Here is a 13,441-nt window from a genome sequence, read left to right on the forward strand (position 1 = left end):
CACGCGCAATGTGATCTAGGTCGCCCACCCCCTCAGCGTGTCGCGACGGCCGGAGCCGGCACGTCACCGAGCACGTCCTTCAGCAGCTGCGCGCACCACTCCAGCAGGGCCTGGTCGCGCAGCTGCTCGCCGCCCACCCGGCGGGTGCTCGGCCGGGGGACGCTGACCTGGTCGGCAGCCGGTTTGTAGACCGAGTCCGGGTGGTAGCGCTTGAGCCGCATCTGCTTCGAGTCGGGCAGCGGCAGCGGCGAGAACCGGATGTGCTTGCCCTGCATCGAGACGTCGGTCAGCCCGTAGGCCCGGGCCACCAGCCGGAACCGGGCCACCGCGATCAGGTTGGCGACCGCGGCCGGCGGCTCGCCGTAGCGGTCGGTCATCTCCGCGACGACCTCCGCCAGGCGCGCCTCGTCGCGCACCTCGGCCAGCTTGCGGTACATCTCCAGGCGCAGCCGCTCGACCGCGATGTAGTCGGTGGGCAGGTGCGCGTCGACCGGCAGGTCGATCTTGACTTCGGGCTCCTCCTCGGGCCGCTCGCCCTTGAAGGCCTGCACCGCCTCGCCGACCATCCGCACGTACAGGTCGAACCCGACGCCCTCGATGTGGCCGGACTGCTCGCCGCCGAGCAGGTTGCCGGCGCCGCGGATCTCCAGGTCCTTCATCGCCACGTACATGCCGGCGCCGAGCTCGGTGTGCTGGGCGATGGTGGCGAGCCGCTCGTGCGCGTGCTCGGTGAGCGGCTTCTCCCGGGGGTAGAGGAAGTACGCGTACGCCCGCTCGCGCCCACGGCCGACCCGGCCGCGGATCTGGTGCAGCTGGGACAGGCCGAGCAGGTCGGCGCGCTCCAGGATCAGGGTGTTCGCGTTCGGGATGTCGATGCCGGACTCGACGATCGTGGTGCAGACCAGGACGTCGAACTCCTTCTCCCAGAACCCGACCATCACCTTCTCGAGCTGTTCCTCGCTCATCTGGCCGTGCGCCACAGCGATCCGGGCCTCGGGCACCAGCTCGCGCAACTTGCGGGCGGCCCGGTCGATCGACTCGACCCGGTTGTGCAGGTAGAAGACCTGACCGTCGCGGAGCAGCTCGCGGTGGATCGCCGCGGCCACCTGCTTCTCGTCGTAGGCGCCGACGTAGGTGAGCACCGGGTGCCGCTCCTCCGGCGGGGTGGCGATGGTCGACATCTCCCGGATGCCGGTGATCGCCATCTCCAGCGTCCGCGGGATCGGCGTGGCCGACATGGTCAGCACGTCCACCGACGCCCGCAGGGCCTTGAGCTGCTCCTTGTGCTCCACGCCGAACCGCTGCTCCTCGTCCACGATGATCAGGCCGAGGTTCTTGAACCGGGTCGACTTGGAGAGCAGCCGGTGCGTGCCGATCACGATGTCGACGGTGCCGTCGGCGGCGCCCTCCAGGGTGCGGGTGGTCTCCTTCGGCGTCTGGAACCGGGACAGCTGCTTGATCTGCACCGGGAACTGACTCATCCGCTCGGTGAACGTGTTGAAGTGCTGCTGGGCGAGCAGCGTGGTCGGCACCAGCACCGCGACCTGCTTGCCGTCCTGCACCGCCTTGAACGCGGCCCGGACCGCGATCTCGGTCTTGCCGTAACCGACGTCGCCGCAGATCAGCCGGTCCATCGGGACCGGTTTCTGCATGTCGTCCTTGACCTCGTAGATGGCGGCCAGTTGGTCCGGGGTCTCGGTGTACGGGAACGCGTCCTCCAGCTCCCGCTGCCACGGCGTGTCCGGCCCGAACGCGTGCCCCTGCGAGGCCTGCCGTGCCGCGTAGAGCTGGATGAGCTGGGCGGCGATCTCCTTGACCGCCTTGCGGGCGCGGGCCTTGCTCTTCTGCCAGTCGGCGCCGCCCATCTTGTGCAGGCTGGGCGACTCGCCGCCGACGTACCGGGAGAGCTGGTCGAGCTGGTCGGTGGGCACGTAGAGCCGGTCGCCGGGCTGGCCGCGCTTGGACGCGGCGTACTCGATGACCAGGTACTCCCGGTCGGCGCCGTTGACCGTGCGCTGCACCAGCTCGATGTACCGGCCGATGCCGTGCTGCTCGTGCACCACGAAGTCGCCGGTCTTGAGTTCGAGCGGGTCGATGGTGTTGCGCCGCCGGGCCGGCATCTTGCGCATGTCCTTGGTGGACGCGCCGCGGCCGCCGGAGATGTCGTTCCCGGTGATCACCGCGAGCCGGGAGGCCTCGTCGACGAACCCGTGGTTGAGCCCGCCGCAGGTGACGAGCAGCTGACCCTCCTCGATCGGTTCCGTGATCCCGTCGACCGGGGTGACACCGAGGCCGGCGTCGCGGAGCACCTCGGTGGCCCGCTGCGCTGTCCCCTTGCCCTCGAAGACCAGCGCGATCGCCCAGCCCGCCTTGGCCCAGCCGTCGAGGTCGCCGGCGAGCTTCGCGGTGTCGCCGTGGTAGAGCGGCACCGGCTGCGCGGCCAGCGCGATCGCGTCCCCGGCGTCCGGTGAGACCTCCACCGCCGACGACGGGTCCTCCCAGGGAAGAGCTTCCTCGGTGGAGGCGTCGGCCAGGCCGAACGGGGAGATCGTCCACCACGGTTGCCGCAGGGTGGCGGCGTGTGCCCGGACATCGCCGAGGCTCCGGAAAGCGACGGCGCCGACATCGATCGGCGCCTGCCCGCCGGAGGCGGCGGCGGCCCAGGACGCTTCGAGGAATTCGTCCGAGGTACGGGTGAGGTCGTGCGCCCTCGTCCGGATCCGCTCCGGGTCACAGAGCAGCACGTGGGTGCCGGCCGGCATGCAGTCGATCAGCAGCTCCATGCTGTCGGTGCCTGCGGAAGTTCCGGCGCCCGGCGATGCGCCCTTGATCGCGACATCGCCGTGGGCCCCGGAACCTCCGTCCAGCAGCGCCGGCGCCAGCGACTCCATCCCCTCGACCGGGATGCCCTCGGCCAGCTTGTCCAGGATCTCGGCGAGCTCCGGGTGCTGCGCCGCCAGCTCGGCCGCTCGCGACCGGACACCGGGGGTGAGCAGCAGCTCGCGGCAGGGCGGCGCCCAGAGCCGCGGCACCGCCTCGATGGTGCGCTGGTCGGCGACCGCGAAGGTGCGGATCTCCTCGACGTCGTCGCCCCAGAACTCGACCCGGGACGGGTGCTCGTCGGTCGGCGGGAAGACGTCCAGGATGCCGCCGCGGACAGCGAACTCGCCCCGCTTGGTCACCAGGTCCACCCGCGCGTACGCCATGTCGGACAGTCGCCGGGCCACCTCCTCCAGCTCCGCGCCGCCGCCCGTGACGAGCTCCACCGGCTCCAGGTCGCCGAGGCCCTTGAGCTGCGGCTGAAGGAGCGAGCGGACCGGGGCGACGATCACCTGGAGCGGGCTCTCGCCGGGGTGCGCGAGCCGGCGCAGCACGGCGAGCCGCTTGCCGACCGTGTCGGAGCGGGGGGAGAGCCGCTCGTGCGGCAGGGTCTCCCAGGACGGGTAGACCGCGACCCGGTCGGCCTCGATCAGGCAGCCCAGCGCGTCGGCCAGGTCGTCGGCCTCGCGGGAGGTAGCGGTGACGGCGAGCACCGGGCGCTCGGCGCCGCCGTTGTCGGCGGAGCCGGCCACTGTCGCGACCACGAACGGGCGCAGCGACACGGGCGCGGTGAGGTCCAGCGAGTCCGAGTCGACATGGCCCTTGCGGGCCAGATCGCGCGCACGGGCCAGGCCGCGGTCACGCAGCGCGGCAGGAATGAGACCGGCGAGTTGCATGTGCAAGAACCCCCTGAGGGCACGACGAACGACCCCGAACGCCCGAGGAGGGTGGGGGTGCGCTCCCAGCTTAGTCCGACACGCCGACAGTTCTGGGAACGCGCGCCTTATCGCACAGCATGTCCGACATAGGCGGCGGTCGGTCGGCGAGAGTCCCCTTGTTTTCGGTGCCACGGGGCATCGCCCAGGGGGAGGGGCTCAGTGCGGATCATGCTGCTCGTGTCGGCGTTCAACGGGCTGAGCCAGCGTGTCTGGTGTGCTCTGCGGGAGGCCGGGCACGAGGTCGGTGTGCTGCTGGCGACGAGCGGGCCGGACATCGTCGAGGGCGTGCGCGCCGCGAACCCGGAGTTGATTCTCTGCCCGTACCTGAAGGAACGGGTTCCGGCGCAGGTCTGGCAGCAGTGGCGGACCGTCGTGCTGCACCCCGGCCCGGTCGGTGACCGCGGGCCGTCCTCCCTGGACTGGGCGATCGCCGAGAACGTGCCGGTCTGGGGCGTGACCGCCCTGCAAGCCGTCCAGGAGCTGGACGCCGGCCCGATCTGGGCGACCCGCACCTTCGGCATGCCGGCCGCACCGCCGCGCAAGTCGGCGCTCTACGCCGGCCCGGTCGCGGACGCGGCCCTGGAGTGCGTCTTCGAGGTGGTGGCGAAGGCGGCCGACCCCGGTTTCGTCCCGATCCCGGCGGAGAACGCGCCGACCGAGGCGCCCGGCGCGCGGGCCCGGCCGCCGATGCGGCAGGGCGACCGGATGTTCGACTGGGCGGAGCCGTCCGAGGCGATCCTGCGGCGGATCCGCGCCGGTGACGGATCACCCGGCGTGCGCACCGAGGTGGGCGGGCTCGACGTGTACGCGTACGACGCGCATCCCGGGATGGCCCGGGGCGCCCGCCCGGGCACGATCCTGAGCCGCCGCCAGGGCGCGGTGCTCGTGGCGACCGGCGACGGCAGCCTCTGGATCGGGCACCTGCGCCCGGCCGCCGACGACGGGATCAAACTGCCGGCCACCACGGTTCTCGGCGTGCGGCTGCACGGCGTGCCGCACTCCACGGCCGGGCCGGCCGACGACCCGGAGACGCCGCAGGCGTACCGGCAGGTCCGGTACCGGCGCACCGGCACGGTGGGCTGGCTGCACTTCGACTTCTACAACGGCGCGATGGCGCCCGGGCACTCGCGGCGGCTGCTCGCCGGGCTGCGGCACGCTGTCGCGCAGGACACCCGGGTGCTGGTGCTGCGCGGCGGCACCGAGGTGTTCAGCCACGGCATCAACCTGAACGTGATCGAGGGATCGGCCGACCCGTCCGGGGCGGCGTGGGCCGCCATCCGGGCGATCAACGAGGTGTGCCGGGAGATCATCACCTGCACCCGGCAGATCGTGATCGCCGCCTACGCGGGCAGCGCCGGCGCCGGTGGCGTGATGCTCGGACTGGGCGCGGACGTCGTCGCCGCCCGGGACGGGATCGTGCTGAACCCGTACTACGACATGGGTTTGTTCGGTTCCGAGCTGCACACCTTCACGCTGCCGCGCCGGGTCGGCGCGGACACCGCGCAACGCCTGATCGACGACCGGCTGCCGGTGAGCGCGACGCAGGCGGCCGGGATCGGCCTGGTCGACGAGGTCGGGCCACGCCACCCGGAGGCGTACGCGGGCTGGCTCTCGGCCCTGGCCGAGCAGCACGGTGACCTGCGCGCCGCGCGCAAGCGACGCGCGGCCAAGGCGAGGCGGCTCGCCGCCGAACGCATTCCGCTCGACGTGTACGAGACACGCGAGCTCGCCGAGATGAGCCGGGACATCTACACCGATCGGTCCGGTTTCGCGGCCGCCCGCCGCGCGTTCGTCCGCAAGATCCGGCCGGCCGAGACGCCGCGTCACCTGCTGTTCGCGGCGAACGCCGCCACCAGCGCCGCGGCGGTCCGGCAGCGTGCCACCAACCCGGGCCCCGCCACCGGCTCGCGCCCGACGCTGCGGCCCTCGGTACCGGTGTCGGCCTGACGGATGAGTGTGCTGCACACCCCGGACTCCGGGGCGACTCCCCCTGCGCGCTGCCCGGCTCCGGCCGTTCCCGGGCAACGACCACCCACCGGCCGTGCCGTCATGCCGGACGACGACCTCGGCAGCACCCTGCTGCTACCGGCCCAGTACGAGTACAGCGCGTACAGCGTGCTGGCCGGACCGGCCGACCCCGCGCCGCCGGACGACTACCGGGTGCGGATGCGGCGTCTCGCCCGCCGCCGTCCGATCCGGACAGTGCTGATCACGCTCTTCGCCTTCGCGTTCGAGTCGACGTTCTTCGGCTGGCTGGTCACCTCGATCGAGCTGCCGGACCAGCGGCTGCACACGACCCTCTACGCCGCCACCGTGTTCATGATCGCGGCGACCGCGACGATCGAGCTGTTCCGGCTGGTCAACGTCGTGACGCTCTGCCTCGCCACGCTCTGGGCACGCGATCCCGCGCCGGTCGTGCCGGACACCGGCACGCGGGTCGCGTTCCTCACCACGATCGTGCCCGGCAAGGAGCCGATCGCGATGGTGGAGAAGACGCTGCGGGCCGCCCGCAAGATCAGGTACGGCGGTCTCCTCGACGTGTGGCTGCTCGACGAGGGCGACGACCCGGTGGTCAAGCTGATGTGCCGGCGGCTGGGTGTGCGGCATTTCAGCAGGCGCGGCCGGGACGAGTACAACACCGCCGCCGGCACGTACAAGGCCCGGACCAAGCACGGCAACTACAACGCCTGGCTGGACGCGCACGGCGAGGACTACGACGTGTTCGTCTCGGTGGACCCGGACCACGTGCCGATGCCGAACTTCTGCGAGCGGCTGCTCGGGTACTTCCGCGATCCGGACGTGGCGTTCGTGGTGGGCCCGCAGATCTACGGCAACTACGACAACCTGGTGACCCGCTGGGCCGAGTCGCAGCAGTACCTGTTCCACTCGCTGCTCCAGCGGGCCGGCAACCGGCGCGGGATCGCCATGCTGGTCGGCACGAACAACGCGGTACGCGTCGCGGCCCTCAGGTCGGCGGGTGGCCTCCAGGACTCGATCACCGAGGACATGGCGACGAGCCTGACGATCCACAGCGCGAGAAATCCGGCAACGAAGAAGCGGTGGAAATCCGTGTACACGCCGGACGTCCTGGCCGTCGGTGAGGGTCCGTCCTCCTGGACCGACTACTTCACCCAGCAGCACCGCTGGGCGCGGGGCACCGACGAGGTGGTGGTACGCCGCTTCGCCCGGACCGCCTGGCGGCTCGGACCGGCCCGCGCGCTGCACTACGCGCTGCTGATGTCGTACTACCCGCTGACCGCCGCGGCCTGGCTGCTCGGCGCCGCGAACGCGGCCTGCTTCCTGCTGCTCGGCGCGAAGGGCGTGCAGGTGCCGGAGTCGGTCTGGCTGATGCTCTACGTGGACGCCGCGCTCTTCCAGATCGGCCTCTACCTGTTCAACCGGCGGCACAACATCAGCCCGCACGAGGGGTCCGGCTCGTCCGGGCTGGCCGGGATGCTGGCGTCCACCCTCTGCACACCGGTCTACGTCTCGTCGTTCCTCGGCGCGGTGCTGCGCCGGCGGTCCGGGTTCGTGGTCACGCCGAAGGGCGACTCGGCCAGCCCGGACCGGTTCGCCACGTTCGCGCCCGGCCTGCGCTGGGCCGCCCTCTACGCGGCGCTGCTGATCGTCGCCCCGCTCCTCGACCACGTCGACCCGGCGATGTACGCGTGGCCCGCCCTCAACCTCGCCGTCTGCCTCACCCCAACCCTGATCTGGCTTTTCACCAGGAAGAAGGAGCCGCCCGCATGAAGCCCCGCTCGCGTCCCACAGTCGTTCGCCGTCTGGTGAGCGGTCTGGCCACGCTGGCAGTGCTCGCCGGGGTGGCGGTGGCGAACCGGCCGATGGTCGCGGCCGGCGCCGAGGCGCTGCACGAGTACCAGATCAACCGGGAGTCCTACAAGGAGAGGTACGGGCACTGGGCGCGCCTTCCGGTGCCGCACGGGTTCCGGGTCAACGCCATTCACGCCGCGCTGCTGCACACCGGCAAGGTGCTGATCATCGCGGGCAGCGGCAACAACCGGGACGCCTTCGAGGAGGAGTCCTTCCGTACGGTGATCTACGACCCGGCGACCGAGGAGTTCACCGAGATCCCCACCCCGTCGGACGTGTTCTGCGCCGGGCACACGTTCCTGCCGGACGGCAATCTGCTGGTGGCCGGCGGCACCAAGTCGTACGAGGTGCTGGCCGAGGACGTCGAGCGCGCCGCCGGGGTCATGAAGATCAAGAACGAGTCGCCGGACGGGGGTCCCCGGGTGTTCGCCAAGGGCACCGCGTTCGTCTCGGCGGCCGGCCTGGTCTACCGGACCCGGGCCAAGGTGACGGTGCCGGCGGCGAAGAAGATGACGCACGGCGCCACCACGACGGTCCACGCCGGTGCGGCCGAGGTCTGGGTGGACGCGGCCGTCAAGGGCGACCGCGCGGCGGTCCGGGCCCCGGCCCAGTACACGATCGACGGGCTGACCGGCGCGGACGCCCGGAACCTCTACGGCGTCGCCGACAAGATCACGCGGGAGAAGCAGGAGTACGGCGGCGACAAGACGTCGTACGAGTTCGACCCGATCGCGGAGCGGTACGTGCGTACCGGGAACCTGCGTGACCACCGCTGGTACCCGACGCTGATCGGGCTCACCAACGGCGAGGTCCTCGCCGTCTCCGGCCTCGACCAGTTCGGCCGGGTGCTGCCCGGCCGCAACGAGCGGTACCTGCCGGCGCAGCGCCGCTGGGTGGCCGCGCCGGAGCTGAAGCGCTACTTCCCCACCTATCCGAGCCTGCACCTGATGGCCGACGGACGGGTCTTCTACTCCGGCTCCAACGCCGGGTACGGCTCGGACACCGAAGGCCGCACACCGGGCGTCTGGGACGTGCGGCGCAACACGTTCCGTGCGGTGCCCGGCCTGCGCGACCCGCGGATGACCGAGACCAGCTCGTCGGTGCTGCTCCCGCCCGCGCAGGACCAGAAAGTCATGATCTTCGGGGGCGGCGGGATCGGCGAGTCGGAGGAGTCCACACGGCGTACCGGCATCGTTGATCTGAACGTGAAGTCTCCCGCCTACCGGCCCGGCCCGGACCTGCCCGAGCCGGCCCGTTACCTCTCCACGGTCCTGCTCCCCGACGACACGGTTCTGACCACCGGCGGTTCGTCCGGGTATCGCGGCGGGCGGTACCGGGGCGCGGCGCGCAGCGACCTCTACAACACGCAGATCTACCGGCCGGCCGAGAACGCCTTCGTCACGGCCGCCGACTCCACGGTCGGCCGCAACTACCACGCCGAGGCGATCCTGCTGCCCGACGGTCGAGTGATCACCATGGGCGGTGACCCGCTCTACGACCGGGCCGGGACCGGCCCCGGCACGTTCGAGCAGCGGATCGAGGTGTTCAGCCCGCCGTACCTGTTCCGGGGTTCCCGCCCGGTGATCTACGCCGGACCGGCCACCGTCGCTCGCGGGACGACCGCCCGGTTCGCCACCCCGGACGCGGGCCGGATCACCGCCGCCCGCCTGCTCAAGCCGAGCTCGGTCACGCACGTCACGGACACCGATCAGCGATCCGTGGCGCTCGGCGTGAAGCGGACCGGGGGCGCCGTCGAGGTGACAGTGCCGAAGCGGGCCGGGCTCGTCCCGTCCGGCTGGTACATGCTCTTCCTCGTCGACGCCGCCGGCGTGCCGTCGGTCGCGCGCTGGGTGCGGGTGCGCTGAAAGATGCCACGGCACCTCAAGGTGACCGGCCGTCGCCGCCGTGCCGCCCTGGTCGCCGCCCTGTTGCTGGTCACCGCCGGGGTCCTGCTCCGGGAGAACGAGCCGTCCCCCGCGGTCCGGGTGCCGGAGACGACCACGACCGGGGCGCCGGCGCTCTACGTCGACCCGACCGGCGCGGCCGCCGATTACGTGCGGCGACTGGAACGAGCCGGGCGCACGGCCGACGCCGCGATCCTCCGGCGGATCGCGGACCGGCCGGCCGCCACCTGGTTCACCGACGCGCGGCCCGGATACGGCGACCGGGCGCGGCAACTCGCCCTCGCCGCGGGACGGGTCAACCGGCTGCCGGTGCTCGCGTTCTACTTCATCCCGCAGCGGGACTGCGGGATGCACTCGAGGGGAGGCGCACCCAGCGCGGACACGTACAAGAAATGGATCTTGACGTTGACCCTGGCCCTGCGCGGGCAGCGCGCCCTGGTGATCCTGGAACCGGACGCGGTGGCCCACGCGGTCCGCGGATGCCTCACCGGACGGGCCGCACAGCAGCGACTCGCCCTGCTCAGCTGGGCGGTCGCGACGCTGCGGACCGAGCCCGGCGTGCGGGTCTACCTGGACGCCGGAAACCCCAGCTGGGTGCCGGCCGCGCGGATCGCGCCGGCGCTGCGCTCCGCCGGGGCGATGCGCGCGCACGGCCTCGCCCTCAACGTCGCCAACTTCCAGACCACCATCGACAACATCAGGTACGGGACAGAGCTGTCCCGCCTGCTCGCCGGACGCCACTTCGTGATCGACACCAGCCGCAACGGCAACGGACCGGTCACCCGTGGCGCGGGCGAGCGGCGCTGGTGCAACCCGCCCGGACGACGGCTCGGCACACCGCCGACGCTGGTCACCGGGCATCCGCTCGCCGATGCGTACCTCTGGGTGAAACGTCCCGGAGAGTCCGACGGGGCCTGTGGCCGTGGCGCACCGCGGGCCGGCCGCTGGTATCCCGCGTACGCGATGGCACTCGCCAGGTGAGCGCATGCGCGCGATACGCGCATGAGACTCTTGACTCAATCCACCCCCGGTCGGGGGTACGCCGATACGATCGGCGAAGTCGGGACAGCGCCGTCCTGGAGCCATCCGTTTCTAAGGAGCGCCCCGATGACAGAGCAGCCTGCCCATCTCGACCGAGAGGGTTCCGACGCAGCACTCCGTGCCGATATCCGCCGGATCGGCACGCTGCTCGGGCAGACGCTGGCCCGCCAGGAAGGCCGGCCCCTGCTCGACCTGGTCGAGGAGATCCGCGCGCTGGTCCGCCAGGACGCGCCGGCCGCCGCCGAACGGCTCTCCGCCATGGACATCACCACCGGCACGAAACTGGCCCGCGCCTTCTCCACGTACTTCCACCTCGCCAACATCACCGAGCAGGTGCACCGCGCCCGGGACCTGCAGCGGCGCCGCGCCCGCGACGGTGGCTGGCTGGACCAGGCCGCCGAGCGGATCGCCGCGAAGGGTGTGCCCGCCGACGAGATCGCCGCGGCCGCCCGCCGCCTCGCCGTCCGCCCGGTCTTCACCGCGCACCCCACCGAGGCGGCCCGCCGCTCGATCCTGTCCAAGCTTCGCCAGGTCGCCGACTCGCTCGACGCCGAGTCCGCCGCCGCGGCGCTCTACGGCGCGACCGACACCACCGTCTCCACCAAGCGGTTCGCCGAGCTGATCGACCTGCTCTGGCAGACCGACGAGCTGCGCCTGGACCGGCCGGACCCGACCGACGAGGCACGCAACGCTGTCTACTACCTCAAGGACCTGTACGCCGAGGCCGCCCCACAGGTGCTCGACGACCTCGCCGAGACCCTGCGCCGGCTCGGCGTGGAGACCGCGCCCACCTCGCGGCCGCTCACGTTCGGCACCTGGATCGGCGGCGACCGGGACGGCAACCCGTTCGTCACGCCCGCCGTCACCCGCGACGTCCTGCTGATCCAGCATGAGCACGGCATCCAGGCCACCGAGAAGGCCATGGACAAGCTGATCGACGAGCTGTCCGTCTCCCGGCGCCTGCGCGGGGTCTCCCTGGACCTGTCCGCGAGCCTCGCCCAGGATCTCGACAACCTCCCGGAGATCGCGGCGCGGTTCCGCCGGGTCAACGCCGAGGAGCCGTACCGGCTGAAGGTCCGGGCGATCAAGGCGAAGCTGGCGAACACCCGGGCCCGGCTCAAGAACAACACCCCGCACGTGCCCGGCCGCGACTACCTCGGCAGCGACGAGCTGATCAGTGACCTGGAGCTGATGCGCGCCTCGCTGGCCCGCAACTCCGGCCAGCTCCCCGCCATCGGCATCGTCTCCACCGCGATCCGCCAGGCGTCCGCGTTCGGCCTGCAGCTCGCCACCCTCGACGTGCGCGAGCACGCCGAGAAGCACCACGAGGTGCTGCAGCAGATGTACACGCAGGTCGGCGAGATCGACGACTACGCGACGCTGGACCGGGGCGACCGGACCAAGCTGCTCGCCACCGAGCTGACCGGGCGGCGTCCGCTCTCCAGCGCCGACACCCCGCTCACCGACTCGGCCCGCAAGACCTTCGACGTGTTCAACACGATCCGCGAGGCGCAGGACAGCTTCGGGCCGGACGTCATCGAGACCTACATCATCTCGATGACCCTCGGCGTCGACGACGTGCTCGCGGCGGCCGTGCTGGCCCGCGAGGCCGGCCTGATCGACATCCACACCGGCCGCGCCCGGGTCAACATCGTGCCGCTGCTGGAGACGCCGGCCGAGCTCGACGCCGGCGGTGACCTGCTGGACGAGATGCTGTCCCTGCCGGCCTACCGGGAGATCGTCCGGGCGCGCGGCGACGTGCAGGAGGTCATGCTCGGGTACTCGGACTCGAACAAGGAAGCCGGCATCACCACCAGCCAATGGCGCATCCACAAGGCGCAGCGGTCGCTGCGTGACGTGGCCGCCCGGCACGGCGTGCGGCTGCGCCTCTTCCACGGCCGCGGCGGCACCGTCGGCCGTGGTGGCGGCCCCACCCACGAGGCGATCCTGGCCCAGCCGTACGGCACCCTGGACGGCGCCATCAAGGTCACCGAGCAGGGCGAGGTCATCTCCGACAAGTACACCGTGCCGGCCCTGGCCCGGGAGAACCTGGAACTGACCGTGGCGGCCGTCCTGCAGGCCACCCTGCTGCACACCACGCTGCAGGTCGACCCGGTCCGCCTCAAGGTCTGGGACTCGGTGATGGACACCGCCTCGGACGCGGCGTTCACCCAGTACCGGTCGCTCGTCGAGAACCCGGACCTGGCCGCGTACTTCTGGGCGGCCACACCGACCGAGCTGCTCGGCGCCCTCAACATCGGCTCCCGCCCGGCGAAGCGCCCCAACGCGGACGCCGGTCTGAGCGGCCTGCGGGCGATCCCGTGGGTGTTCGGCTGGACGCAGACCCGGCAGATCGTGCCCGGCTGGTTCGGCGTCGGCACCGGCCTGGCCGCGGTCCGCGCCGCCGGCCTCGGCTCCGAACTGGACGCCATGCACGAGAACTGGCAGTTCTTCCGCACGTTCCTCTCGAACGTCGAGATGATGCTCGCCAAGACCGACCTGTCGATCGCCCGCCGGTACGTGGAGACCCTCGTCCCCGAGGAACTCCACCCGATCTTCGAAAAGATCGAGCGGGAGTACGAGCTGACCGTCCAGGAGGTACTGGCGATCACCGGCGGCACCGAGCTGCTCTCCTCGCAGCCCGAGCTCTCCCGGACGCTGGGCGTGCGGGACACCTACCTGGAGCCGCTGCACCACCTCCAGGTGGCGCTGCTGCGCCAGTACCGCGACCTCGGCGACGCCAGCCGCCAGATCCCGACCGCGCCGGGCGCCCGCCGAGGACCGTCCGACTCGACGGCCCTGGAACGAGCCCTCCTCACCACGGTCAACGGCATCGCCGCCGGCATGCGCAACACCGGCTGATTCATCGGGTACGCGCTGAGGGGCTCCCGGTCGAACCGGGAGCCC

Annotated in this window: 6 protein-coding genes; 5 read left to right on the plus strand and 1 reads right to left on the minus strand. The window is 71.8% G+C overall.

What is annotated here, in order from left to right:
* Positions 1 to 32: 32 nt before the first annotated feature.
* The gene (mfd, locus tag AB0F72_RS11240; protein WP_360428856.1) at positions 33 to 3,716 is read right to left on the minus strand and encodes a transcription-repair coupling factor; all 3,684 of its coding nucleotides are present in this window, start codon (positions 3,714 to 3,716) and stop codon (positions 33 to 35) included.
* Between the two features lie 210 nt (positions 3,717 to 3,926).
* Here mfd and AB0F72_RS11245 point away from each other — a divergent pair, with 210 nt between their 5' ends.
* The 5 genes from AB0F72_RS11245 to ppc all read left to right on the plus strand — a co-directional run bounded on the left by AB0F72_RS11245 (position 3,927) and on the right by ppc (position 13,396).
* Positions 3,927 to 5,705: a hydrogenase maturation protein gene (locus tag AB0F72_RS11245; RefSeq protein ID WP_360429302.1), complete on the plus strand. Its 1,779-nt coding sequence runs from the start codon at positions 3,927 to 3,929 to the stop codon at positions 5,703 to 5,705.
* A 102-nt stretch (positions 5,706 to 5,807) separates the two neighbouring features.
* Positions 5,808 to 7,508 carry a glycosyltransferase family 2 protein gene (locus tag AB0F72_RS11250; protein WP_360428859.1) on the plus strand — a complete coding sequence of 567 codons (1,701 nt, stop codon included), beginning with the start codon at positions 5,808 to 5,810 and terminating at the stop codon, positions 7,506 to 7,508.
* Positions 7,505 to 9,454, plus strand: coding sequence for a galactose oxidase-like domain-containing protein (locus tag AB0F72_RS11255; RefSeq protein ID WP_360428862.1), 1,950 nt, complete (start codon positions 7,505 to 7,507; stop codon positions 9,452 to 9,454). The genes AB0F72_RS11250 and AB0F72_RS11255 overlap by 4 nt, the downstream gene beginning before the upstream one ends.
* 3 nt (positions 9,455 to 9,457) lie before the next feature.
* Positions 9,458 to 10,474, plus strand: a complete 1,017-nt coding sequence (locus AB0F72_RS11260) for a glycoside hydrolase family 6 protein (RefSeq protein WP_360428865.1) — start codon at positions 9,458 to 9,460, stop codon at positions 10,472 to 10,474.
* Positions 10,475 to 10,600: 126 nt separating this feature from the next.
* Positions 10,601 to 13,396 carry a phosphoenolpyruvate carboxylase gene (gene ppc, locus AB0F72_RS11265; protein WP_360428867.1) on the plus strand — a complete coding sequence of 932 codons (2,796 nt, stop codon included), beginning with the start codon at positions 10,601 to 10,603 and terminating at the stop codon, positions 13,394 to 13,396.
* The last annotated feature ends 45 nt before the right edge of the window (positions 13,397 to 13,441 follow it).

The sequence above is a fragment of the Actinoplanes sp. NPDC023936 genome (assembly GCF_040639325.1).
Classification (GTDB): Bacteria; Actinomycetota; Actinomycetes; order Mycobacteriales; family Micromonosporaceae; genus Actinoplanes.

What these genes read in the sequence shown, in the direction of transcription:
- mfd (WP_360428856.1), bottom strand. Translation starts at nt 3,716, where the DNA reads ATGCAACTCGCCGGTCTCATTCCTGCCGCGCTGCGTGACCGCGGCCTG.
- AB0F72_RS11245 (WP_360429302.1), top strand. Translation starts at nt 3,927, where the DNA reads ATGCTGCTCGTGTCGGCGTTCAACGGGCTGAGCCAGCGTGTCTGGTGT.
- AB0F72_RS11250 (WP_360428859.1), top strand. Translation starts at nt 5,808, where the DNA reads ATGCCGGACGACGACCTCGGCAGCACCCTGCTGCTACCGGCCCAGTAC.
- AB0F72_RS11255 (WP_360428862.1), top strand. Translation starts at nt 7,505, where the DNA reads ATGAAGCCCCGCTCGCGTCCCACAGTCGTTCGCCGTCTGGTGAGCGGT.
- AB0F72_RS11260 (WP_360428865.1), top strand. Translation starts at nt 9,458, where the DNA reads ATGCCACGGCACCTCAAGGTGACCGGCCGTCGCCGCCGTGCCGCCCTG.
- ppc (WP_360428867.1), top strand. Translation starts at nt 10,601, where the DNA reads ATGACAGAGCAGCCTGCCCATCTCGACCGAGAGGGTTCCGACGCAGCA.